The sequence below is a fragment of the Rhodococcus sp. NPDC058639 genome, assembly GCF_042717545.1.
Lineage (GTDB): Bacteria > Actinomycetota > Actinomycetes > Mycobacteriales > Mycobacteriaceae > Rhodococcus.
The window spans coordinates 483336-506130 of record NZ_JBHXRF010000002.1; the positions used below are offsets into that span (position 1 = coordinate 483336).

23 protein-coding genes and 1 tRNA gene are annotated in these 22795 nt (G+C 66.5%); 20 read left to right on the top strand and 4 right to left on the bottom strand.

Features of this window, described 5'->3' with window-relative positions:
• Positions 1-5: 5 nt before the first annotated feature.
• From ACFWU2_RS05255 to ACFWU2_RS05280, 6 genes are all read left to right on the top strand, one after another.
• Entirely contained in the window at positions 6-791 is a 786-nt protein-coding gene (locus ACFWU2_RS05255) for a LytR/AlgR family response regulator transcription factor (RefSeq protein WP_378601967.1), read from the top strand.
• Positions 776-1165 (top strand): hypothetical protein, encoded by a 390-nt coding sequence (locus tag ACFWU2_RS05260; protein ID WP_378601970.1) that lies wholly within the window; start codon positions 776-778, stop codon positions 1163-1165. The genes ACFWU2_RS05255 and ACFWU2_RS05260 overlap by 16 nt, the downstream gene beginning before the upstream one ends.
• Before the next feature lie 6 nt (positions 1166-1171).
• Positions 1172-2944, top strand: coding sequence for a cation acetate symporter (locus ACFWU2_RS05265; RefSeq protein ID WP_378601973.1), 1773 nt, complete (start codon positions 1172-1174; stop codon positions 2942-2944).
• A gap of 125 nt (positions 2945-3069) precedes the next feature.
• Positions 3070-3432, top strand: a complete 363-nt coding sequence (locus ACFWU2_RS05270) for a DUF485 domain-containing protein (protein ID WP_378601976.1) — start codon at positions 3070-3072, stop codon at positions 3430-3432.
• Positions 3429-5063, top strand: a complete 1635-nt coding sequence (locus ACFWU2_RS05275) for a cation acetate symporter (RefSeq protein WP_378601979.1) — start codon at positions 3429-3431, stop codon at positions 5061-5063. The genes ACFWU2_RS05270 and ACFWU2_RS05275 overlap by 4 nt, the downstream gene beginning before the upstream one ends.
• Positions 5064-5164: 101 nt before the next feature.
• Positions 5165-5596 (top strand): SRPBCC family protein, encoded by a 432-nt coding sequence (locus ACFWU2_RS05280; RefSeq protein ID WP_378601982.1) that lies wholly within the window; start codon positions 5165-5167, stop codon positions 5594-5596.
• 30 nt (positions 5597-5626) lie between these two features.
• On the opposite strand, the gene ACFWU2_RS05285 is transcribed toward ACFWU2_RS05280, so the two are convergent.
• Positions 5627-6247 (bottom strand): TetR/AcrR family transcriptional regulator, encoded by a 621-nt coding sequence (locus ACFWU2_RS05285; RefSeq protein ID WP_378601985.1) that lies wholly within the window; start codon positions 6245-6247, stop codon positions 5627-5629.
• A 90-nt stretch (positions 6248-6337) separates the two neighbouring features.
• Here ACFWU2_RS05285 and ACFWU2_RS05290 point away from each other — a divergent pair, with 90 nt between their 5' ends.
• The gene (locus ACFWU2_RS05290; RefSeq protein ID WP_378601988.1) at positions 6338-7690 is read left to right on the top strand and encodes a cytochrome P450; all 1353 of its coding nucleotides are present in this window, start codon (positions 6338-6340) and stop codon (positions 7688-7690) included.
• Between the two features lie 42 nt (positions 7691-7732).
• Here the strand turns inward: ACFWU2_RS05290 and ACFWU2_RS05295 are convergent, their stop codons facing one another.
• Positions 7733-8992: a multidrug effflux MFS transporter gene (locus tag ACFWU2_RS05295; protein WP_378601991.1), complete on the bottom strand. Its 1260-nt coding sequence runs from the start codon at positions 8990-8992 to the stop codon at positions 7733-7735.
• A gap of 105 nt (positions 8993-9097) precedes the next feature.
• On the opposite strand from ACFWU2_RS05295, the gene ACFWU2_RS05300 reads away from it, so the two are divergent.
• The 9 genes from ACFWU2_RS05300 to ACFWU2_RS05340 all read left to right on the top strand — a co-directional run bounded on the left by ACFWU2_RS05300 (position 9098) and on the right by ACFWU2_RS05340 (position 18326).
• Complete coding sequence (locus ACFWU2_RS05300; protein WP_378601994.1) at positions 9098-9568, top strand: MarR family winged helix-turn-helix transcriptional regulator; 471 nt, start codon at positions 9098-9100, stop codon at positions 9566-9568.
• Positions 9569-9599: 31 nt separating this feature from the next.
• On the top strand, positions 9600-11876 hold the full coding sequence (locus tag ACFWU2_RS05305) for an ATP-dependent DNA ligase (protein ID WP_378601997.1): 2277 nt from the start codon (positions 9600-9602) through the stop codon (positions 11874-11876).
• A gap of 55 nt (positions 11877-11931) precedes the next feature.
• A complete protein-coding gene (locus ACFWU2_RS05310) occupies positions 11932-12609 on the top strand; it encodes a response regulator transcription factor (RefSeq protein WP_378602000.1) in 678 nt (225 codons plus the stop codon).
• Complete coding sequence (locus tag ACFWU2_RS05315; RefSeq protein WP_378602003.1) at positions 12602-13795, top strand: ATP-binding protein; 1194 nt, start codon at positions 12602-12604, stop codon at positions 13793-13795. Before ACFWU2_RS05310 ends, ACFWU2_RS05315 begins: the two co-directional genes overlap by 8 nt.
• Positions 13792-14847, top strand: coding sequence for a hypothetical protein (locus tag ACFWU2_RS05320; protein WP_378602006.1), 1056 nt, complete (start codon positions 13792-13794; stop codon positions 14845-14847). Before ACFWU2_RS05315 ends, ACFWU2_RS05320 begins: the two co-directional genes overlap by 4 nt.
• A 142-nt stretch (positions 14848-14989) precedes the next feature.
• Positions 14990-15250: a LuxR C-terminal-related transcriptional regulator gene (locus ACFWU2_RS05325; RefSeq protein ID WP_378602009.1), complete on the top strand. Its 261-nt coding sequence runs from the start codon at positions 14990-14992 to the stop codon at positions 15248-15250.
• Between the two features lie 68 nt (positions 15251-15318).
• Complete coding sequence (locus ACFWU2_RS05330) at positions 15319-15648, top strand: YnfA family protein (RefSeq protein WP_072701618.1); 330 nt, start codon at positions 15319-15321, stop codon at positions 15646-15648.
• A 119-nt stretch (positions 15649-15767) separates the two neighbouring features.
• Positions 15768-17537 (top strand): thiamine pyrophosphate-requiring protein, encoded by a 1770-nt coding sequence (locus ACFWU2_RS05335; RefSeq protein WP_378602012.1) that lies wholly within the window; start codon positions 15768-15770, stop codon positions 17535-17537.
• A gap of 45 nt (positions 17538-17582) precedes the next feature.
• The gene (locus ACFWU2_RS05340) at positions 17583-18326 is read left to right on the top strand and encodes an MBL fold metallo-hydrolase (protein WP_378602015.1); all 744 of its coding nucleotides are present in this window, start codon (positions 17583-17585) and stop codon (positions 18324-18326) included.
• Between the two features lie 22 nt (positions 18327-18348).
• Here ACFWU2_RS05340 and ACFWU2_RS05345 read toward each other — a convergent pair whose 3' ends face one another.
• Entirely contained in the window at positions 18349-18936 is a 588-nt protein-coding gene (locus ACFWU2_RS05345; RefSeq protein WP_378602018.1) for a TetR family transcriptional regulator, read from the bottom strand.
• A gap of 141 nt (positions 18937-19077) precedes the next feature.
• Between ACFWU2_RS05345 and ACFWU2_RS05350 the strand changes: the two genes are divergently transcribed.
• From ACFWU2_RS05350 to ACFWU2_RS05360, 3 genes are all read left to right on the top strand, one after another.
• A complete protein-coding gene (locus tag ACFWU2_RS05350; protein ID WP_378602020.1) occupies positions 19078-19320 on the top strand; it encodes a ferredoxin in 243 nt (80 codons plus the stop codon).
• Positions 19321-19324: 4 nt separating this feature from the next.
• Positions 19325-20605 carry a cytochrome P450 gene (locus ACFWU2_RS05355; RefSeq protein WP_378602024.1) on the top strand — a complete coding sequence of 427 codons (1281 nt, stop codon included), beginning with the start codon at positions 19325-19327 and terminating at the stop codon, positions 20603-20605.
• Between the two features lie 81 nt (positions 20606-20686).
• Positions 20687-21526 carry a mycofactocin-coupled SDR family oxidoreductase gene (locus ACFWU2_RS05360; protein WP_169621116.1) on the top strand — a complete coding sequence of 280 codons (840 nt, stop codon included), beginning with the start codon at positions 20687-20689 and terminating at the stop codon, positions 21524-21526.
• 82 nt (positions 21527-21608) lie between these two features.
• On the opposite strand, the gene ACFWU2_RS05365 is transcribed toward ACFWU2_RS05360, so the two are convergent.
• Positions 21609-21681 (bottom strand) — tRNA-Arg (locus ACFWU2_RS05365).
• A 245-nt stretch (positions 21682-21926) separates the two neighbouring features.
• On the opposite strand from ACFWU2_RS05365, the gene ACFWU2_RS05370 reads away from it, so the two are divergent.
• Entirely contained in the window at positions 21927-22754 is an 828-nt protein-coding gene (locus ACFWU2_RS05370; RefSeq protein ID WP_378602363.1) for a M23 family metallopeptidase, read from the top strand.
• Positions 22755-22795: the final 41 nt, after the last annotated feature.

A 22795-nucleotide genomic window follows, 5' to 3' on the forward strand; every position in this document is an offset into this window, starting at 1 on the left:
CCGCCGTGAACGACAAAGCAGAGAAGACACTCACCGTACTGGCCGTCGACGACGAACCGCCCGCTCTCGACGAGCTTGCGTACCTGTTGCGCGCTCAGGACGAGATCGCCCAGGTCCATACCGCGAGCGACGCGACGACGGCGCTGCGGTTGTTGCGCGACGGTGGGATCGATGCGGTGTTCCTCGACATCAACATGCCCGGACTGGACGGTCTGGAGATCGCCGGCATCCTTCGCAACTTCGCGGCCCCGCCGGCTGTGGTGTTCGTGACCGCACACGACGACCGCGCGGTCTCGGCCTTCGACCTCGGTGCCGTGGACTATGTGCTCAAGCCCCTTCGGGAAGAGCGCCTCGCTCAAGCGGTGCAACGAATCGTCGAGCGCCGCCGGTCCGCGGCGGGCCGGGCACCGGAACCGCCGTCGGGCGACGAAGTGATCCCTGTCGAGCTGGGCGGGGTCACCACCCTCGTTCCCCGGTCGTCGGTGCAGTGGGTGGAAGCCGACGGTGACTATGCCCGGTTGCACACCGCGACCGGTTCGCATCTCGTGCGCATCCCGATCTCCACCCTCGAGAGCCGATGGGCCGACGCCGGCTTCCTGCGCGTGCATCGGTCGTTCCTCGTCGCGCTGCCCCTGGTCACCGGTATTCGCAGCGTCGGCTCCGGACTCGTGGTGTGTGTGAAGGGGAACGGCGACGCGCCACCGGTCGAGTTGCCGGTCAGTCGCCGCCACACCCGTGAACTCAAGGATCGCCTCATTCGCGGCCCGATGCAGACATGGACGTCGCGGTGAGCACCCAGGCAGGTGGGTCACCCCCGCCGCGGCAGCGCGTGGTTCTCGCGCAGCGACGGGGTGCGCGCATCGTCCGCACCCGAGTCGAGGTGCAGCAGCAGACCGAGGTCGGCGATGCGATGGTGCGCGGTCTGGTGCGCGCCCAACTCGGCCTCGCCATCCGGGTCGCCCTGGCAACGGTGTGCCTGCTCGGGGCGATTCCCGTGCTGTTGCACTTCGTGCCGCGACTGTCGGAGGTGACGATGATGGGGGTCCGGCTTCCCTGGATTCTGCTCGGCATCGTCGGCTATCCGGTCCTGCTCGGGATCGCGTGGGTCTATGTGCGCCTCGCCGAACGAAACGAGCAGGACTTCACCGACCTGACCGACGACTGACGCGCCGTGACCGAGTCGATTCCTGTCGCGACCGTCGTCGGCCTCGTCGCGGCGGCTGTCGCCACCGTCGCGATCGGTGTCTACGGCGTCCGTATGGCCCGCACGACCTCCGATTTCCTCGTCGCGTCCCGCAGCGTCGGGCCGCGGTGGAACGCCGCCGCCATTTCCGGGGAGTACCTGTCTGCCGCGTCCTTCCTCGGCGTCGCCGGGCTGGTCGCGAAGTTCGGGGCCGACGCACTCTGGTATCCGGTCGGGTTCACCGCCGGGTATCTCGGGCTCTTGTTGTTCGTCGCGGCACCGCTGAGGCGATCCGGTGCCTACACGGTGCCCGATTTCGCGGAGTTCCGTCTCGGCGAACGATGGCTGCGCACCCTGTCGATGATGGTGGTCGCGATCATCTGCGTGCTTTATCTCGTGCCGCAGTTCCAGGGCGCGGGACTCACGCTGAATATTCTTCTCGGCGTCCCGGACTGGGTGGGGGTCGCAGTCGTCGGCGTCATCGTCGTCGCGAACGTGGTCGGTGGCGGGATGCGGTCGATCACGTTCGTGCAGGCGTTCCAGTACTGGCTCAAACTCACCGCGGTCGCCATCCCCGCCCTCGTCCTGATCCTGCATTTCGTCGGTGATCATCGCGCGGTGGATGCGCCTGTTCCCCCGACCGTCACCGAAACCACCACCGTCGACATCACCGTCGACGTCATCGTGCAGGTCGCCGACCCGCTCGACGTGACGGTCCGAGGTGACGTGGACGGTGTGCCCGTCTCCGGCGTGATCGAGCTGGCACCGGGCGAACACGAATTCGGGGCCGGAACCCAACTGGTGCTCGAGGCGGGGTCACCGGTCCCAGTGGTGGCGGGCGCTCCGACGGACAACGACACCTGGGCCGCACCCGGCGCCGGGATCGGTGCGGGTGGCGCGCACCCGTTGTTCCAGGTGTACTCACTGATGCTCGCGACGTTCCTCGGCACCATGGGGTTGCCGCACGTACTCGTCCGCTTCTACACCAACCCCGACGGGCGTGCCGCCCGCATGACCTCGCTCGCGGTGATCGGGCTCCTCGGCCTGTTCTATCTGTTTCCTACCGTTCTCGGGGTCTTCGCCCGGCTGTACGTCCCGCAACTGCTCATCACCGGTCGCTCCGACGCCGCGGTACTGCTGCTGCCCGGGTCGGTGCTGTCCGGGTGGGGCGGGCAACTGGTCGCGGCGCTCGTGGCCTCGGGTGCGATCGCGGCGTTTCTGTCCACGTCGTCGGGTCTGCTGGTGAGCGTCGCGGGGGTGCTGTCCACCGACGTGTTGCGTGGGCGGGTCCGTGACTTCCGGCTCGCGGCGGTGCTTGCGGGTGTCGTGCCGCTGGTGCTGGCGTTGTCGGTGACGTCCCTGGACTTGTCGCGGTCGGTGGGTCAGGTCTTCGCGATCGCCGCGTCCACGTTGTGTCCGTTGCTCGTACTGGGGATCTGGTGGCGGGGGCTGACGGCAATCGGTGCCGCCGCGGGCATGGTGGTGGGCGGCGCTATCGCGGGTGGTGCCGCCCTGATGTCGATCGTGGTGCGGTTCGATCCGGCGACCGCGGAGGGATGGCCGGCGGTGCTGTCGGAATATCCGGCCGCGGCGAGCGTGCCGCTCGCGTTCCTGACCATGATCACCGTGAGTCTTGCTACGCGGACAAGGATTCCGGCCGACGTAGGCCGCACGTTCTCGCGGATGCATGTGCCCGAGCGATTGGGCATGGGCCGGGATCGGGAGCTGGGAGCGTTCGACGAGCGCCGCTCGTCGCAGTGAGTCGACCGTTCGGCGCATCGCTCGGCAGTTCGGCGTGCAGTCGGCGCACCCCTCTATTTGTGTGATCGCCGTCTCATTAACGTGTGTGAGCACTACACCTCACACGTACGACCAAGGAGTCGGCAGTGACCACAGCACCTCCCAGCGAGAGCGACGTACCCCACCGGCGTGTTCCGACGCCGCAAGAGTTCGTCGATATGCAGGAAAGCCCGGAGTTCCAGGAGCTGCGCAGTCGCCTGCGCCGGTTCGTGTTTCCCGTGACGGTGTTCTTCCTGGCCTGGTACGCCTTGTATGTCCTGCTCGCGACCTACGCGACCGACTTCATGGCCACCAAGGTCATCGGTAACGTCAACGTCGGGCTCCTGCTGGGACTGGCCCAGTTCCTGACCACCTTCATCATCACCGGGGTGTACGTGAAGTTCGCCGGTCGTCAGCTCGACGGCCGTGCCGCTGCGATCCGTACCGAGCTGGAAGGACCGCAGCAGTGAGCGTTCTCGCACAGGGCACCACCGACATCGGTAACCCGCTCCTCAATATCGCGATCTTCCTCGCGTTCGTCGTCGTCACGATGGGCCTGGTCATCCGTGCCAGCCGGACCACGAAGACGGCGTCCGACTTCTACACCGGTGGCGGACAGTTCTCCGGCCCGCAGAACGGGTTCGCCATCGCAGGTGACTACCTGTCGGCAGCGTCCTTCCTGGGTATCGCGGGAGCCATCGCCGTCTACGGCTACGACGGCTTCCTCTACTCGATCGGCTTCCTGGTCGCGTGGCTCGTCGCGTTGCTGCTCGTCGCCGAACTCCTGCGCAACACCGGGCGTTTCACGATGGCCGACGTGCTGAGCTTCCGGCTCAAACAACGGCCCGTGCGCATGGCCGCGGCGCTGTCCACCCTCGCAGTGTCGTTGTTCTACCTGCTGGCCCAGATGGCCGGCGCGGGTGGTCTCGTTGCGCTCCTGCTCGACATCGAAGGCAAGACGGGACAGGCGGTCGTCGTCGCCGTCGTCGGTGTGCTCATGATCGTGTACGTGCTGATCGGCGGCATGAAGGGCACGACCTACGTGCAGATGGTCAAGGCGGTGCTCCTCATCGCCGGTGCAGGTGTGATGTTCGTGCTCGTGCTGGTCGCGGTGCGGGGCAACTTCTCTCAGCTCCTCGCCGACGCACAGGCCATGGTGTCGGGTTCCGCGAGTGAGGCTGTCGCCCAGCGTGACGTTCTCGCCCCGGGCGCGAAGTACGGCATCAGTGACATGTCTCGCATCGACTTCATCTCGCTCGGCCTCGCTCTGGTGCTCGGTACCGCCGGCCTGCCGCACGTGCTGATGCGCTTCTACACGGTGCCCACCGCGAAGGAAGCTCGTCGCTCCGTGACGTGGGCCATCGCGCTCATCGGTGGCTTCTACCTGTTCACGCTGGTTCTCGGTTACGGCGCTGCCGCCCTCGTCGGGCCGGACGTCATTCTCAACGCACCGGGCAAGGAGAACGCCGCAGCCCCGCTGCTCGCCTTCGAACTCGGCGGCACGGTGTTCCTGGCCGTGATCTCGGCAGTCGCGTTCGCCACGATTCTCGCGGTGGTCGCGGGGTTGGCCATCACCGCGTCGGCGTCGTTCGCTCACGACATCTACGCCAGCGTCATCAAGCGCGGCAACGCCACCGAGGACGAGCAGGTGCGCGTCTCCCGGATCACCGTTGTGGTGATCGGCCTGGTCTCGATCGTTCTCGGCATCCTCGCGATGGGACAGAACATCGCGTTCCTGGTCGCACTCGCCTTCGCGGTCGCTGCCTCGGCGAACCTGCCGACGCTGCTGTACTCGCTGTTCTGGAAGAAGTTCAACACGACGGGTGCGCTGTTCAGCATCTACGGCGGTCTGATCAGCTGCCTCGTGCTGATCATGTTCTCGCCCGCCGTGTCCGGCAGCCCGTCCGCGATGTTCCCCGACGCCGACTTCTCCTGGTTCCCGCTGTCGAACCCCGGCATCGTGTCCATCCCGCTCGCCTTCCTGCTCGGCATCGTCGGCACGTACCTGGGCCGCGGCAAGCCGGAAGATCCGTACAAGCAGGCCGAGATGGAAGTTCGTTCGCTCACCGGTGTCGGCGTGGAGAAGGTTGTCTCCCACTGACTCTGCGTTACCCGCCCGGCCGGAACCGAAGGCCCATCCCGAACGGGGTGGGCCTTCGCCGTGGGGTGGCGCGACGACATCTGTCGTCTAGGCTGCCGCTCATGGCGAAACTCGAGGTCTCGACGGAACTCCCCATGGATCCGCACCGCGCGTGGGAGAAGGCATCCCGGCTGCAGACCTTCGACGAGTGGCTGACCATCCACGACGGCTGGCGCAGCGAACTGCCGGACACCCTCACCGCGGGCACGACCCTTCAGTCGGTGGTGTCGGTCAAGGGCATGCGCAATCGCGTCACGTGGACGGTCGTGGAACTCGATGCGCCGCACCACGTGGTGCTCCGCGGGACGGGCAAGGCCGGGACGAAGTTCTCGATGAGACTCGCCGTCACGACCGCCGGCGAAGGGTCTCGTCTGACGATGAAGATCGAGCTCGGGGGAGCGCCGCTGTTCGGACCCATCGGTTCGGGCGTCGCTCGCGCGCTTCAGGGTGACCTGCAGGCGTCGCTCGACACATTCGCGCGACTCTACGGCTGAAATCTCTGCCCTCGCTCCCGGTTCGCGATTTCAGCGATGTGCGGTCGAGGTGAACTGGTGAGTCGCCGCATCGACGATTTCCTCAGGAGTAATCGTGATTTCGTCGTTCAGCCACGCGGTCACCAACTCGGCCAGGCCGCCGACGAACAGCAACCCGTTGATCTCGCCCTGATGCGGGGGCCACGCCCGGTCCCCGTACATGATCGTCGCTTCGTTCGCGACCATCTGCGCGAATCCTCGTAGCGCCGCGCGGCGGTGCGAGCGCAGGGGCTCGAACGCGGCGGACTGGATCATTGCGACCCGCCCCTTGCGCGGATCATCGGTGAGGATGGTGACGAAGGCCGTGATCGCATTGCGTACGCGCTGCTCGAGCGTTCCGGTGCTGGTCCGCAGTGCGCTCAGCCCGGCATCGCGGATCTCGTCGGCAATCCGGTCCAGCACCTGCTGTAGCAGTTCGTCTCTGCTGGTGAAGCTTTCGTAGAAGTATCGCTCGGTCAATTTGGCCTGAGCGCAGATGGCGGTCATGGTGGCACCGCTCTGCCCGGCGGCCGCAAACACCTCCAGCCCTGCCTCGAGCAGGCTCTCGCGCCGTGATGCCGCGCGCTGCTCGCCGGTCAGGCCCGCATACCGGCGGGGCGTAGGAGAAGTCATACGGCGATCTTGACAGACGCGACCGGTGTGACGCACACTACAACCTATCTGACAGGACGTACTGTCAGATAGAACGGGAAGAGGTTCATCGTGACGAAGATCCTGGCCGAACCACCCGCAGACTCCCGGTTGCGGGCGATCTCGGGCCGATCGGGACCACCACTCGTCGGACATGCGCTCGAGTACATCCGCGACCCGCTGACGATGATGCAGAAGCGGTGGGACACCTACGGCGAGGTCTCCTGGTTCACCATGATCGGCCGACGCTGGGTCGCCGTCCTGGGTCCCGACGCGTGCCAGGAAGTGCTGCAGAACAAGGATCGGGCCTTCGTGAACAGCGACGGCTGGTCGGCGTTGATCGGCCCCTTCTTCCACGGCGGCCTGATGCTGCTCGACTCGGACGAACACCTGAGGCACCGGCGGATCATGCAGCAGGCGTTCACTCGCTCACGCCTCGAGAAGACGGTCGACGCGCTCCACCCGGCGATCGATGCCGCACTCGACACGTGGGCACCCATCGACGGATTCCGGGCCTACACCGCGCTGAAAACACTCACGCTCGATCTCGCCACGGACATCTTCATGGGCGGTGCGGAAGGCAGCACCGAACGCGAGATCGAGGCGGTGAAAAAGGCTTTCGTCGACTGCGTCCAAGCGGCGACCTCGGTGATCCGCTATCGAGTTCCGGGTACCCGATGGAAGCGGGGACTCGACGGCCGACGTGTCCTGGAAGAGTTCTTCCGCCGGTATCTCCCGGCGCGCCGGACGAACGAGACCGACGACCTGTTCTCCGTGCTCTGCCACATCGAATCCGAGGCAGGACAACGCTTCAGCGACGACGAGGTCGTCGACCACATGATCTTCCTGCTCATGGCCGCGCACGACACCTCCACGATCACCCTCTCCACGATGATGCAGTACCTCGGTCAGCACCCGCAGTGGCGGGAGAAGTGCCGGGCGGAGTCGCTCGCACTGGGTACATCGACGCCCGGTTACGCGGACCTCGACGGCCTGGTCAGTCTCGATCTGGTCATGAAGGAGTGCCTCCGCATCGTTGCCCCCGTGCCGGTCATGGCGCGCCGGGCGGTGCGCGATACCGAGGTGCAGGGGCACTTCGTGCCCGCGGGAACGTACGCCGCGGTGGCACCGCACTTCACCCACCACATGCCGCAGTACTGGCCGGATCCCGAACGTTTCGATCCCGAACGCTTCGCGGAGCACCGGCGCGAAGACAAGGTGCATCGGTATGCCTGGGAGCCGTTCGGCGGCGGTGTGCACAAGTGTCTGGGAATGCACTTCGCCGGCGCCGAGATCAAAGCGATCATGCATCACCTGCTGCTGCGCTTCGACTGGGACGTGGACCCCGGCTACGTCGCGCCGCTGAACTTCACGTCCCTGCCGTTCCCCTCCGACGGCCAGCCCGTCGATCTGCGCCCTCGGTGAGGACGCGGGCCACGCCCGAACCATGCCGAGGCGAGTTCGACGTCAGTGGACTGTGTCCGGTGTTGCTGCACCGGTCGAGCGGGTGCCGGTAAGGTCCGAATCTCTGGTCGTCATCGCGTACATCGTGACGGCAGCGACGAGCGCGGCGACGAACATGGCGATCGCCATCGGTAGTGCGGTGTCTTCGCCACCGAGTCCGACGATCGGAGAGATGACGGCGGCCAGACCGAACTGGATCGCACCGAGTAGTGCCGAGGCGGTCCCTGCGCTCTGCGGCACCTGTGTGGTGGCGAGGGTTGCAGCGTTGGCGAAGATGAAGCCCAGGCTCAGCACCGTGAGGAAGAGCAGAACGAGAGTCGGCCACAGGCCGGCCCCCACGAGCACCGAAAACAGCAGGAACGCAGTGCTCGCGGTGAGTGCGCCGACGCCGACGGCGAGCATTCCACGCAGGGTGAATCGGTGTGCAAGCTTCGCGGCGAGGGCGCTGGTGACCATCAGGCCGAGGGAGTTCACCGCGAAGACCACCGAATACGACGCGGCCGACAGCCCGAACATGTTCTGAAGCACGAACGGCGACGCCGAAATGTACGCGAAGAATGCGGTGAAAGCGAAGCCGAAGGTGAGCGTGTAGCCCATGTACGTGCGGTTGCGAGCGACGCTGCCGATGCTGGCGAGCAGGCTGCGCAGTCCACCGGCATGACGGTTCTCGGGCGGAAGGGATTCGGGGACGAAGAAGATCGCAGCGGCGAGCATGAGCGCGGTCAGGCCGGCGAGGATCCAGAAGATGCCACGCCACCCGACGGTGTCGACCGCGAGTCCGCCCAGGAGTGGTGCCACCACGGGCGCGATCCCACCGATGATCATCAGGATGCCGAAAAGTTGAGCGGCCCGCGGTCCGCGGGTCCGGTCGGCGACGATCGCCCGGGCGAGGACCACGCCGGCCGCGCCTGCGAAGCCCTGCAAAAAGCGCGCGCCGACGAGCAGCTCGATCGAAGGTGCCAGAGCAGCGCCGACGCCTGCGGCAAGGCAGACAGCCGACCCTGCGATCATCGGCATTCGCCGACCCCACTGGTCGGAAAGTGGGCCGATCACCAATTGCCCCAAGGCCATTCCGATGAGAAAAGCGGTCAGGGTCAGCTGGATACTGCTGGCGGTAGTGCCGAGTTCCCGGGCCATCGCGGGAAAGCCGGGCAAGTACATGTCGGTTGCCAACGGGGGCACGGCTGTCAGCAGCGCGAGGACGCCGATCAGGACAGTCGACGGCGGTATCGGGGACGGTCGTTCGGTGGGAGGGGTGACCATGGGGTGTGCAGGATCCGATCGGGTGGGAGGGGGCGCACCCGAGTGCGGGAACGCCACAAGTATCTATGAGAATATAGCCTATAGAATCTTAGGTAATATGTGGGCATGTCAAACCCCGAGCGAGCGAGCGAGCCGACCCGGGAGCTTGCTTCGACCCTGCACGACCTGAGCTGGTCGATTCAGCGGATGGAGCCGGCGGAGACGGTGGGCTTGAAGATGCTCCCGGCTCCGGACCTGGCTGTCCTCAAAACCATCCACGAACGTCCCGGCAGGAGCGTCTCCGACACCGCCGCCGAATTGGCGATGCACCCGAACAACGTGAGTGCCTCCGTCAGGAATCTCGTGGAGGAGGGTCTGGTGAGGCGCACACCAGCCCCGGAGGACAAGCGAATCATCCAACTGCACCCCACAGCCAAGTCGCTCGAGCACCAGAACCTCATCTGGGCGGCGTGGGCACAGCACATCACCGACGTGCTCGATCGGCTTGCCGCGGAAGATCGTGACCGGCTGGTAGCCGCCGCGCCGGCCCTCGAAGCGCTTGTGACCGAATTGCGCAGGTTCACCGCGTCAGGGTGATGCGGCGAGCTCGGCACGGCATTATGAGGTGATGCCGACACGCACGGTCGACGGTCACCGCATCACGCTCACGAACATCGACAAGGTGCTGTATCCGCGGACCGGCACGACGAAGGGCGACGTCATTGCCTACTACGAGGCCGTCGCCGACGCGATGCTTCCGCACGTGGTGGGTAGGGCCGGCACCCGGAAACGCTGGCCCAACGGCGTCGACGAACCGGCGTTCTTCGAGAAGAACCTCGCCGAGCACGCCCCGTCGTGGCTGGATCGGCGCACGCTGCACCACAAGCAGCGCCGCGTCACGTACCCGCTCTTCGATTCGGCCGCGAGCCTCGTCTGGCTCGGGCAGCAGGCCGCGCTCGAATTGCACGTTCCGCAATGGCGGTTCGACGACGACCACGCCGGTCCCGCCACCCGGATCGTGTTCGACCTCGACCCGGGGCCCGGTGCCGGCCTGCCCGAATGTGCGGTCGTGGCCCGGTACGTCCGCGACATGGTGGCCGAACTGGGCTGGACGGCCTACCCGGTCACCAGTGGGAGCAAAGGGATCCACCTGTATGTGCCGCTCGACCGGATACTGAGTACCTCTGGGGCGTCGACGGTGGCCAAGCAGGTCGCGACCAACCTGGCAACCGCGTACCCCGATCTCGTCACCGCGACGATGTCGAAGTCGGTGCGGCCCGGAAAGGTGTTCGTCGACTGGAGCCAGAACAACGGGGCGAAGACCACGGTCGCGCCGTATTCGCTGCGCGGACGCGAGGAGCCGTGGGTCGCGGCGCCCCGCGCATGGGACGAGTTGGACGATCCGGACCTGCGGCACCTGCGATTCGAGGAAGTCCTCGACCGCCTCGGCGAATACGGCGACCTGCTCGAAGGCCTCGATCCGCCACTCGACATCCGTCCCGCCTCCGACGCCCTCGAGACGTATCGAAGCAAACGCGACGCGTCGCGCACTCCCGAACCGGTGCCGCGCGGTGTCCCGCGCGACGGTTCCGGCGACCGGTTCGTCATCCAGGAACACCATGCCCGCCGACTGCACTTCGACCTCCGGCTCGAGCGCGACGGAGTGCTTGCGTCGTGGGCGGTCCCGAAGAATCTGCCCGACAGTCCCGGCCGCAACCATCTCGCCGTCCACACCGAGGACCACCCGATCGAATACCTCACCTTCCACGGCACCATCCCGAAGGGTGAATACGGCGGCGGGACGATGACCATCTGGGACACGGGCACGTACGAGACCGAGAAATGGCGGGACGACGAGGTCATCGTGCGCCTGCACGGAAAGCGAATCGACGGACGGTACGCGCTGATTCGGACCGAGAAGGACCAGTGGCTGGCGCACCGGATGAAGGAACAATCGTCGGGTGCCCACGCATCCGCGTTCCCGCGCGACATCGCACCGATGCTCGCGACCCCCGGAGAGGTATCCCGGTTGGACGCCGAACACTGGGCCTTCGAAGGGAAGTGGGACGGCTATCGTGCGCTCGCCGAGGTATGCGAAGGCGAGTTGCGTCTGCACAGCAGGTCGGGGCGCGACATCACGCGGGAATACCCTCCGCTCGCCGCCCTCACGGGAATTCTCGAAGGACACGACGTGGTGCTCGACGGGGAGATCGTCGCGGTCGATCCCGAAGGGGTCCCCAGTTTCTCGCGCCTGCAGCAAGGGGTGAAGGCCGAGTACCGGGTGTTCGACATCCTCTATCTGGACGGGGTGTCGTTGCTGCGCAAGACGTACGACGACCGGCGACGGGTGCTCGGCGCTCTCGCCGCCGCGACCGACGGGCTGCTCGTCCCCGACCAGTTGCCCGGTGACGGGGCAGAAGCGCTCCGTCGCAGCAGGGACGCGCGCTGGGAAGGCGTGATCGCCAAGCGTCGCGACTCCGTGTACCTGCCGGGAAAGCGGGGGAGCGCCTGGATCAAAGAGAAGAACTGGCTCACCCAGTCGGTCCTCGTCGGCGGCTACCAGCCGGGAAAAGGAAATCGCTCCGCGACTTTCGGGTCTCTGTTGCTCGGGGTGTACGACGACGAGGGCGGCCTGCTGTACGTCGGAAAGGTCGGTACGGGATTCGACGAGCGGACCCTCACCGCGTTGGCGCGCGCAATGGAAGGCCTCGAGCGATCGACGAGCCCGTTCTCCGACGAGGTACCTCGGGCGGAGAGGCGAGATGCGGTGTGGCTGGACCCGGAACTGGTGGGCGAAGTGCGGTTTCAGGGATGGACCGACGGCGGCCGGCTGCGGCATACCAGTTGGCAGGGTCTGCGCGATGATCTCGACCCGGCGTCGGTCCGCAGAGAAGGCTTGCACTGAAGCGGACTGATACCGTTCGTTCCGCATACGACATCAGGCAATCGGGAGGGCTGTCATGGCCGAGGATTTTGCTCCCGTCCGCCGGATCGGGCTCGTCGAAGACCACGAATCGGTGGCTCTGGGGCTGGCGGCGATGCTCGCCGACCAACCGGATCTCGAACTCGTCTGTGCTGTTCCGACGGTGGACGCACTGCTCGCGCAGCACGACGATCTCGACCTCGCGGTGCTGGACCTGCGGCTCTCCGACGGATCTGCGCCGAAGAGCAACGTCGAGCAACTGCGGGCCGCAGGACTCGAAACGCTCGTGTTCACCGGTGCCGAGAACGCCTTTCTGGTGCGCTCCGCCGCACGCGCCGGGGTCCTGGGTGTGGTCCGCAAGTCGGAACCCGCTGCGGTGGTGGTCGAGGCGATCCGGATCGCCGCGTCGGGCGGGCAGGTCGCGAGCACCGAGTGGGCTGCGGCGATCGACGGAGATCCCGAACTCGGAGACGTCGGTCTGAGCCCCCGGCAACTCGAGGTGCTCGAACTGTATGCCTCGGGGGAGAAACTCGATCGCGTCGCGCGGTTGACCGGCCTCGCTCCTCAGACCGTCAACGACTACCTGCAGCGGATCCGGGCCAAGTACGCGGAAGCGGGCCGGCCCGCCCCGACCAAGACCGACCTGTACAAGCGTGCGATCGAGGACGGGTGGTTGCCGATTCCGGAGCGCGACGGTGCCCGTCGGCGTGGCTGACCGGACGTCCGGCGGTGCGACCGCAGCGGCAGACCGTCTTCTGCGAATGTTCGCGTGGTTCATCGCAATCGGATACGTGTGCTACCTGCTTCTTGTGGCTCCGGCGATCGTCGGGCAGGCCGGCCTGACCGCTTCGTGGTGGACGCCGACTGCCGTGGCCATGATCTTCGGATCGTGTGTGGTCCTCGGCCTGTCGGCGTCGTTCTACGACAAGCGGCGGATGAAACGGGTCGCGGCGGCGAACGCGCTCCTGTATCTCGCAGCCGTGGCCCTGTGGTTTCCGGCATGGAACGGGTCGGTCGTGGCGCAGGACGAGACACTGTGGTTCAGTTCGTTTCCGGGGGTGGCCTCGTTCGCCGCGGCGGTGGCGTGGCGGCCGCCGTGGGCGTTCCTCCACATGGTGAGCGCGGTGCTGCTCGCGCAGGCCGCCGACCACATGGTCAGGGATGCACCGTTCACCCAGAGTCTGGTTCCGGACGTCGCGTTCGGACTCGTCTTCTGCACGCTCTTTCTCGCCGCTGCCGTGGTGGGCCTGGGTACCGGCCGCATGCTCGACGAGACCGTCGCCGCGACACACGAGGCGGCCGCGGCGTCCGCTGCTCTGGAAGCCCGCAATGTCGAACGTGAACGCTTCGATGCTCTCGTCCACGACCGGGTGATGTCGACGTTCCTTGCCGTCGCACGCCGTGCACCCGACGACTCCGTCGTTCCTCAGGCCGCACGCGCGCTGGCCGAACTCGACGACCTCCGACGGCGTGACGACGAAGACTCGCCGATGGACGCCGACACGGTGGTTTCCCGATTGCGCTCCGCCGCGACCGAAGCGAACGAGGAGATCACCTTCTGCCCGAGCATCTCGCGCGAGGCGGAAACGGCGACTTTTCCGCCGGAACCTGTCCGTGTCGTCGCCGCCGCTCTCGCGGAGGCCGTCCGCAACAGTGTGAAGCACGCCGGGTCCGACGCGATGAGGTCGGTGAGGGCCGAGGTGCGGCGCGGCAGGCTGGATGTCCGCGTCGTCGACGACGGGTGCGGCTTCGATCCGGATGACGTGGGCGAGGACCGGTTGGGTGTCAGCGTCAGTATCTGCGCGCGGATGAACCAGTTGCCCGGCGGAGCCGCGGAAGTGCGCTCGGTGCCCGGGGCCGGAACCGCCGTGTACCTCTCGTGGAGGGAGCAGCGGACGTGACTTCTGCGAATGCGACGATCTCAGACCTTCTGCGGATGCACAGCAAACCGGCGCGCGCCTTCGCGGGTCTGTATGCGGCGACGTGTGTGCTGCTCGCCGCATACAACGTCGACCGGGTCGACAGTGTCTGGCCGATGTTCGTGTCCGTCGTGGTCTGTATTGCAGCGGCCTTCGTGCTCGTCGCGGTCGAGGGCGATCCGCTGCCGCTCGGTCCGGCTCTGGCGCTGATGTGCACCGGGGCCGTGTCGTGCGGTGCCCTGTTCACTGTGGTTCCGACCGAGCCCACCGACCGACCCGTCCAGCTGTGGACCTTCGGGATGTCCGCCACCGTCCTCGTCTTCATGTGCGTGCGGGGCCGCACTCTGCTGGCGTGGATCGGTTTGATACTCATGTTCGCCACCTCGGCCGTGTGGGCGGAGGCCACAGGAGCCGGAGCCGGGTCCGGCCTCGGTGTGTCGCTGATCAACGCCGGCCCGGTTCTCATGGGCACGGTGTTCGCGTACACGATCCGCCCGTTGGCCGGGTCCATCTATCGATTGCGGGCGCGCACTACCCAGCGGATCGCACGGGAATCCGCGACCGCCGCCCTTCTCGAGGAACGCGATGCCCAACTCGCCCGGCTCGACGCCCTCGCCCGGCCGATGCTTTCCCTCATCGCCTCCGGGGAGCCGCTGGGGGACGAGGACCGCACCAGGTGTGCCCTCCTCGAGGCACGCCTTCGCGACATGCTGCGGGCGCCCGCTCTGCAGGACGTTGCGGTCGTGGAAGCCGCACAGGCGGCGCGACTTCGAGGTGTGGAAGTGGTCATGCTCGACGACAACGGGATGGACGACGTGCCGGCAGAGGTGCGCCGTCGAATCCACCGGGCGGTCGTGGACCGGCTGAATGCGGTGGCGAGCGGCGCGGTGACCGTTCGCGTTCTCCCGCCGGGGCGTCATGCGCTGCTGACCATGCTGTTGCGCGACCACGATGAGGTGCGTCGCATAGAACTCGACCGCGACGGCTCGGTTCTCGACAAACCCCTGCCCGCCACCGTCTCGGCATTTGCTTAGCCGAGGTAACGATGCCCCCGGTTTCATGGGCAGGAGAACATGGGTCTGGGGGTTTTGGGGGCGCGGCGGTAGCGTTTTCCCGACCGGGACGCATGGTCGGGGGATCGTGCTCGGTCGATCGTTGCCTACAGAGGGATTCGCCATGACCAGCATGCTCGACAAGACCCCGACCTACCGGCAGCCTGCCCTCACGGCCCGTGAGATCGAGATTCTTCGTGAATGGCTGGTGTGTGAATCCAAGTCCGAGGCGGCCGCGCGGCTGTACGTCACCGCCGCCACCGTGAGCACTCACATCGTGCGCATTCGCGAGAAGTACGCACGCGTGGGCCGCGCCGCGCCCACGAAGACCTCGCTCCTGGCCCGCGCGCTGCAGGACGGCGTGGTCTCCATCGACGAACTGTGACCGACGCACCCTGATTCCGGTACGGCGGGAGGCTCCCCCCGGGTACGGGCGAGCACTAGGGTGTCGCCGTGACGATCCTGAAGTCCCTTCTGCTTTTCGCTGTTGCCGCGCTGTTCGAAATCGGGGGCGCCTGGCTCGTGTGGCAAGGAGTTCGTGAGCACCGGGGATGGATCTGGGTCGGCGCGGGTGTGATCGCGCTGGGTGCATACGGTTTCGTGGCGACCCTGCAGCCGGACGCGAACTTCGGACGCATCCTCGCGGCCTACGGCGGTGTGTTCGTCGCAGGTTCCCTGGCCTGGGGCATGGTCGTGGACGGATTCCGTCCCGACCGGTGGGATGTGTCCGGCGCGCTCGTGTGTCTCGTGGGCGTTGCGATGATCATGTACAGCCCGAGATAGAACCGCGGCGCGTCTGCGTCCCCCGCCTCCTCGGACGAACGGGTGGTGAGGTTTCGGTGCGGTTCCATCGGGAACCCGAACCGCAACCCGCTCGCCCGACCGCAGAACAGGAGACGCGTATGTCCAACGTGGCCGACGGAATCGTGGACCGGCTGAGGGACTGGGGAGTGCGCCGGGTGTTCGGCTACGCGGGGGACGGGATAGACCCTGTACTGGCCGCGCTGGATCGGGCATCCGAGCACATCGAACTGGTGACGGCACGCCACGAGGAGATGGCCGCATTCATGGCCACCGGACATGCCAAATACACCGGCGAGGTGGGGGTCTGTCTCGCCACACAGGGTCCGGGGGCAATTCACCTCCTCACCGGCCTCTACGACGCGAAGCTCGACAGCAAACCGGTCGTCGCCATCGTCGGCCAGGTGGTCACCTCCGCGCAGGGCAGCGGCTACCAGCAGGAAGTGGAACTCGCCACGCTGTTCAAGGATGTCTGCGCGCAGTATGTGCAGAGCATCAACAGTGCCGAGCAACTCGGTCCTGCGCTCGACAATGCGTTCCGCACCGCGCGAGCCACCTCGAGCCCCACCTGTGTGATCGTGCCGCACGACATCCAGCAGGCGGACGCTCCCGAACCCGAGCACGAGCACGGGTTCGTTCCCAGCACAGCCACGTACGCGGTGCCGCGGGTGATTCCCGCCGAGGCCGATCTCGACAGGGCCGCGGAGGTACTCAACGCCGGTGAGAAGGTGGCCCTGCTCGTCGGTCAGGGCGCGTACGGTGCCGCCGCCGAAATTGCCGAGTTGGCAGAGCGACTCGGGGCCGGCGTCACCACCTCGCTGCTCGGTAAGCCGGTGGTGGACGAAACCGAGCCGTGGGCGTGCGGGGTCATGGGTCACCTCGGTACCACTGCATCCGCCGACCTGATGGCCGAGTGCGACACCTTGCTCATCGTCGGCAGCAACGACCCGTGGACCGAGTACTACCCCGCGCCCGGCCAGGCACGAGCTGTTCAGATCGATATCGAGCCCCGCAACCTCGGCGCGAAATACCCGGTGGAAGTTGCGCTTCCGGGAGATTCGGCCGAGACGATGCGGGCATTGCTCCCGCTGTTGCGGCAGACGGAACGGCCGTGGCGCGACCAAGTCGCGAACATGGTGCAGGACTGGCGGCAGATCGCGGCGGCGCGCTGCGCCGAGAGGCCGGCTCGGCTCAATCCGCAGGCGGTCGTCGCCGCGCTGTCCGACCACCTGCCGTCGGACGCGCAGGTCGCTGTCGACGTCGGTTCGGTCGTGTACTGGTATGCGCGGATGCTGCGGCTGCCCCGGGGCGTGCCGGCGCACCTGTCCAGCACGCTGGCGTCGATGGGGTCCGCGCTTCCCTACGGGCTCGCTGCGAAGTGTGCCCGACCGGATCGACCTGTGATCGCGCTCGCGGGCGACGGTGCGATGCAGATGAGCGGCAACTCCGAACTCGTGACGGTGGCCCACCACTGGCGTAACTGGGCCGACCCGAGGTTCGTCGTCCTGGTGCTCGACAACGGAGACCTTGCCGAGGTGTCGTGGGAGCAACGAGAAATGGAAGGAGACGCCCGCATCCCGGCCTCACAGGACGTACCGGCGTTCCCGTATGCCGACTATGCCCGGTTGCTCGGTCTGGAAGGCATCCGCATCGAGCGGCCCGAGGACATCGACGACGCGTGGCGCACAGCGCTCGCCGCCGATCGTCCCGTGGTGATCCAGGCAGTGACCGATCCCGCGACACCGTTGCTGCCGCCGCGGGCTCCGAGTGCCAAGGTGGACAAGATGTTCGACGCGCTCGAGCAGGAAGGCGCACGCGACGCCGCGCGACACCTGAGCGTACAGCGGGACCAGGAGAACCCGGCGGGCTGAATCCCGAACGCGTACGACACACGCCCGTCCGACGGAGGAGGACCGATGTTCGAACGTAATGTCGCCGACGGCGTGCACCGGATCGAGCACGCTCACGTCAATGTGTATCTCGTCGAGGACGACGACGGTGTCACTTTGGTGGACACGGGTTTCCCCGCGACGTTCAGCCACATCGAATCTGCGCTGCGAGAGATAGGACGCTCTCCGCGGGACGTGCGGGCGATCGTGCTGACGCATGCGCACTTCGACCACGTCGGTTCGGCACGTCGTGCGCACCGCGTGTGGCAGGTTCCGGTGTGGGCACATCGGCGGGAGCAGTATCTCGCCGCACATCCGTACCGGTACAAGCCGGAGCGTGCGCGCCTGCTCTATCCCTTCCGGTACCCGAAATCGCTCCTGATCCTCGGTCGGATGACGGCAGCGGGGGCGTTGGGGGTTCGGGGCCTGTCGGATACGACCCCGTTCGAGACCGGTGCTCGGCTCGATGTTCCCGGGGGGCCTCGAGCGGTGTTCACGCCCGGTCACACGTTCGGGCATTGCGCCCTCCACCTCCCGGACCGGAACACCGTGATCTCGGGCGATGCCCTCGTCACCCTCGACCCGTACACCTGTAAGACAGGACCGCACGTGGTCGCGGGCGCCGCGACGACCGACAGCGCTCAGGCTCTGGCGTCGCTGTCCGCTCTCGCGGAGACCGCTGCCGGCACCGTTTTGCCGGGCCACGGTGAACCCTGGTTCGACGGGGTGGACTCTGCGGTGGAGCAGGCACTGCTGGCCGGCCCGTCCTGACGTTCTCGACGCCGGGCCGCTCTCATGACTCGCTGCCCCTGAGCGTCGCTTCGTAGCCGGCGGTGAGCCAGAAGACCGTCCGGTCGATGGTGGGCACGATGTCGTGGATGGCGATGTCACCGTCGCGGCAGCGTCCGACAAGGCCGTAGACAACACTCGACAGGATGGATTTCAGTTCGGCGACGAAGCCGGGGTCTACGTCGGACAGGACCGCCATGCCGACAGGGACGACGGGATCGAAGCCCCGCATGTGCAGTCCTTCGCCGCCGGGTGCGGCTCTCACCTGGAAGTAGGCGAGCAGCATGTGCGGGTGCTTCTCCCACGGCTCGAAGATCGCGCGCAGGACCCTCATCAAGGCCGGGTGCAACGGCTCGTCCGCGTGACGGGTCTGCGGAACGAGGGCCGAGTGGTTGCTCTCCATCCAGCGCTCGATCGCGGCAAGAATGAGGACGTCGCGGGTGGCGTAGTGCTTGTAGACGGTCGACAGCGAGATGCGTGCGCGGCGGGCTACCTCGCGTAGCTGGACCGCCTCGAATCCTCCCTCGTCGAGCAGTTCCACGACGCTGTCGAGAAGTCTGTCCTCGCCGTCGCGCAAAACGGTGTTCTCCATTTCTACGAATTCCCTTGCCGTTGTCGGATAACAGCGTTACCGTGACGCCGGTAACACCGTTACTCACCGTACATCGGACGGCATTCACGCCGAATGCGTGCTCTCGCCGTCCGGACCCGACGTCACCCTTTGGAGCGCCCGATGACGGGACCACCGAAGCGCCTGCACATCGATCGCGATATGTGTGAGGCCCACGCGTTGTGTGTCGAGATCGCCCCCGAGATATTCGACCTCGCCGACGACGACATCGCGACGTGCAACGAGACACCACCGGAAGCTTTGTGGCCCAAGGCGCATTCGGCCGTGAGTGCATGCCCGCGCCAGGCCATCGGTATCCGCGAGGACTCCTCCGCCACCTCAACTCGTTCACCGAAAGGTCAGTGAATCGATGACCGATCTCGCCTCAGCCGACTACTTCTCCGACGGCGACCTGGCGCAAAACCCCTTCGACTATTTCGACCACCTCCGAAGCCGGAATCCCGTGTTCCGCGAACCGAACTACGGCGTCGTGGTGGTCACCGGCTATCAGGAGGTCGTCGAGGGTTTCAAGAACTCCGAGGCACTCTCCGCGGTCAACGCGATCGGCGGGCCGTTTCCACCGTTGCCGTTCGAACCCGAGGGCGACGACATCACCGACCAGATCGCGGCGCACCGTCATCTGTTTCCGATCTCCGAGCACATGGTCGTGATGGATCCTCCCGACCACACGCGTGCACGCTCGCTGCTGGGCCGGCTTCTCACGCCGAAGCGGCTGAAGGAGAATGAGGAGTACCTGTGGTCCCTCGCGGACCAGGTGCTCGACGAATTCTTCGACGACGAGCACTGCGAGTTCCTCGGGCAGTACGCCAAACCATTTGCCACTCTAGCGATCACCGACCTTCTGGGGGTTCCGGAGGAGGATCGCGAAGAGTTCCGTTTCGCGCTCGGTGCCGCCGAACGATCCGGTATCCCGGTGGGGGCACTCGACCACAGAACGGTCGCGGTCAATCCGCTCGAGTACCTCGACGACCGCTTCTCCGGTTATCTCGCCGAGCGGCGACGTGAACCCCGCGGGGACATTCTCAGTGGTCTGGCAGCGGCAACGTATCCGGACGGGACCACGCCGGAACTCCTCGAGGTCGTCCGGCCGGCGACCTTCCTGTTCGCGGCGGGCCAGGAAACGGTGACGAAGCTACTCAGTTCTGCGCTGCGCGTGCTCTGCGAACGACCGGAATACCAGAAGATCTTGCGTGAGGACCGCAGCCTCGTAAAACCCTTCATGGAAGAGTCGCTGCGCTTCGACAGTCCGACCAAGGTCGACTTCCGCCTGGTGAAGAAGAACACCACCATCGGCGACGTCGAGGTCCCCGCGGGGACCGTGGTCATGCTGAGCCTTGCGGCGGCCAACCGCGACCCGCGAAAGTTCCAGAACCCGAACGAATTCCGGCTCGACCGCAAGAACGCGCACGATCACATCGCGTTCGGCCGGGGTCTGCACACGTGCGCAGGCGCGCCCCTCGCCCGCATCGAAGGACACGTCACGCTCAACAAGTTGCTCGACCGGATGAGCGACATCCGCATCAACGACCGCGCACACGGCCCGGAAGACGACCGGAAGTTCCTCTACGAGCCCACCTTCCTGCTCCGCGGTCTCGTCGAGCTGAACATTGAGTACACGAGAAATCCCTGATACCCGAACACAATCCGACTGAAGCAGTCCCATGGTTACCGCGTCGGGTCATCGCCCGGGGCGCAATGAGAGAGGTAGTTCATGGCGGGAAGAGTTGAAGGCAAGGTCGCGTTCGTCACCGGTGCCGCGCGCGGTCAGGGACGTAGTCACGCGGTGCGATTGGCACAAGAGGGCGCGGACATCATCGCCCTGGACATCTGCGGCCCGATCAGGGACAACGCACTGATCGAACCGGCCACTCCGGAGGACATGGCCGAGACCGTCGAGGCGGTCAAGGGCCTGAACCGGCGGATCGTGACGGTGCAGGCCGACGTCCGCGATTTCGACGCGGTGAAGGCCGCAGTCGACGACGGCGTCGCACAATTGGGACGGCTCGACATCATCGTCGCCAACGCCGGGATCGGAACGGGCGGAACCCCGCTTCACCAGACCGACGAGTTCGACTGGCAGGAAATGCAGGACATCAACCTGTCCGGGGTCTGGAAGACGGTGAAGGCCGCCGTGCCCCACATCATCGAGGGCGGGCAAGGCGGATCGATCATCCTGACGAGTTCGGTGGGCGGGCTCAAGGCCTATCCGAATACGGGCCCGTACATCGCGGCCAAGCACGGTGTCGTCGGTTTGATGCGCTCGTTCGCAGTCGAGCTGGGTGAACACTTCATCCGCGTCAATACAGTGCACCCCACCAACGTGAACACCCCGATGTTCATGAACGAGGGCGCGATGAAGATGTTCCGTCCCGACCTCGAGAATCCGGGACCGGACGACCTGAAGGTGGCGGCACAGTTCATGCACGTGCTGCCGATCGGCTGGGTGGAACCCGAAGACATCAGCAACGCAGTGCTGTTCCTGGCGTCGGACGAATCCCGGTATGTCACGGGCCTGACGTTGACCGTCGACGCAGGCAGCACGCTCAAGTAGGCGGACACCGTACGAAGCGATCCGTCGCCGGTCGGAACTCTGCGTGAAGGAGAGTGCGGGCCCGGCGGCGGATCGTTTTCTGTGCCCCCGGCAGGATTCGAACCTGCGACACCCGCTTTAGGAGAGCGGTGCTCTATCCCCTGAGCTACGAGGGCGCGCGCGTGAGGCGGCGGACCGGATCATGGCGCGCTGTGAGTGTAGCGGGCGGCAGGTGCCGAGGGCGAAGCGAACGGCTGGGGGCTTCCGGCCCGGGGGGTCGAATCGGCGGTTGTCCCGCCCCCTGAGATTAAGGGATGGTCACGCTGGCGCATCCCTATATCGTTTTGTTACCTTGGGGCGCCAGGAACGACGGGCCACCGGAGGCCCAGCTCGAAATCGGGACGACGAACGGGAAATGACTGTGGGACGGCACCAGCTCGCACGTGAAGAAAATGTTTTCGATATCGATTTTTCCTTTTCCCCGTCCAATAAGGGCCGTCACCGCGTCGAGCCCACCGGAACGTCCGCGCCGGTGAAGGCTGCGACCGTCGCCGCAGCCACCGGTGCCTTCTTCGCCGTCGGCGCGCAGTTCACCGCCGGTACCGCCGCCGCGCATCCCGGTCACGAAGCGCCGGCCCACACCGAAGCGCCCACGACCGGAACGCTCCCGCTCGCTCTGCCCGAGGGCCTGCTGCCCGCGGGTGTCGAGGTTCCGGCAATCCCCGGTGTCACCACGCAGGCCGCGCAGGAAGCCCCGCAGCTTCCCGTCGAGATCACGCAGCTCGTCGACCAGTTCGCCGGTGGCAGCGACTGGCTCAACGCCCTCAACCCGGTCAAGCCGAGCACGGTGCAGCCTGTTTCCGGCACGCTCACTTCCGACTTCGGTGCTCGCTGGGGCGCGCACCACGGCGGCATCGATATCGCCGCCCCGATCGGCACCCCGATCATGTCCGCCTCCGACGGCACCGTGCTCGACGCGGGTGCGGCATCCGGATACGGACAGTGGGTCCGCGTGCTCAACGACGACGGCACCACGGCGGTCTACGGTCACGTCGACACCTACCAGGTCGCAGCCGGCGAGCGTGTCTCCGCAGGGCAGCAGATCGCAACCGTGGGCAACCTCGGCTGGTCCACCGGCCCGCACCTCCACTTCGAGGTCTGGGACCAGGACGGCACGAAGACCGATCCCAACGCGTGGCTCAGCAACCGCGGTGTCGTCGCCGATTGGGGCCACTCCCGCGCGGTCTGATCACCTGCGGGTGTCCGGCCGAGCGTTAGGCTTGTTTCGAG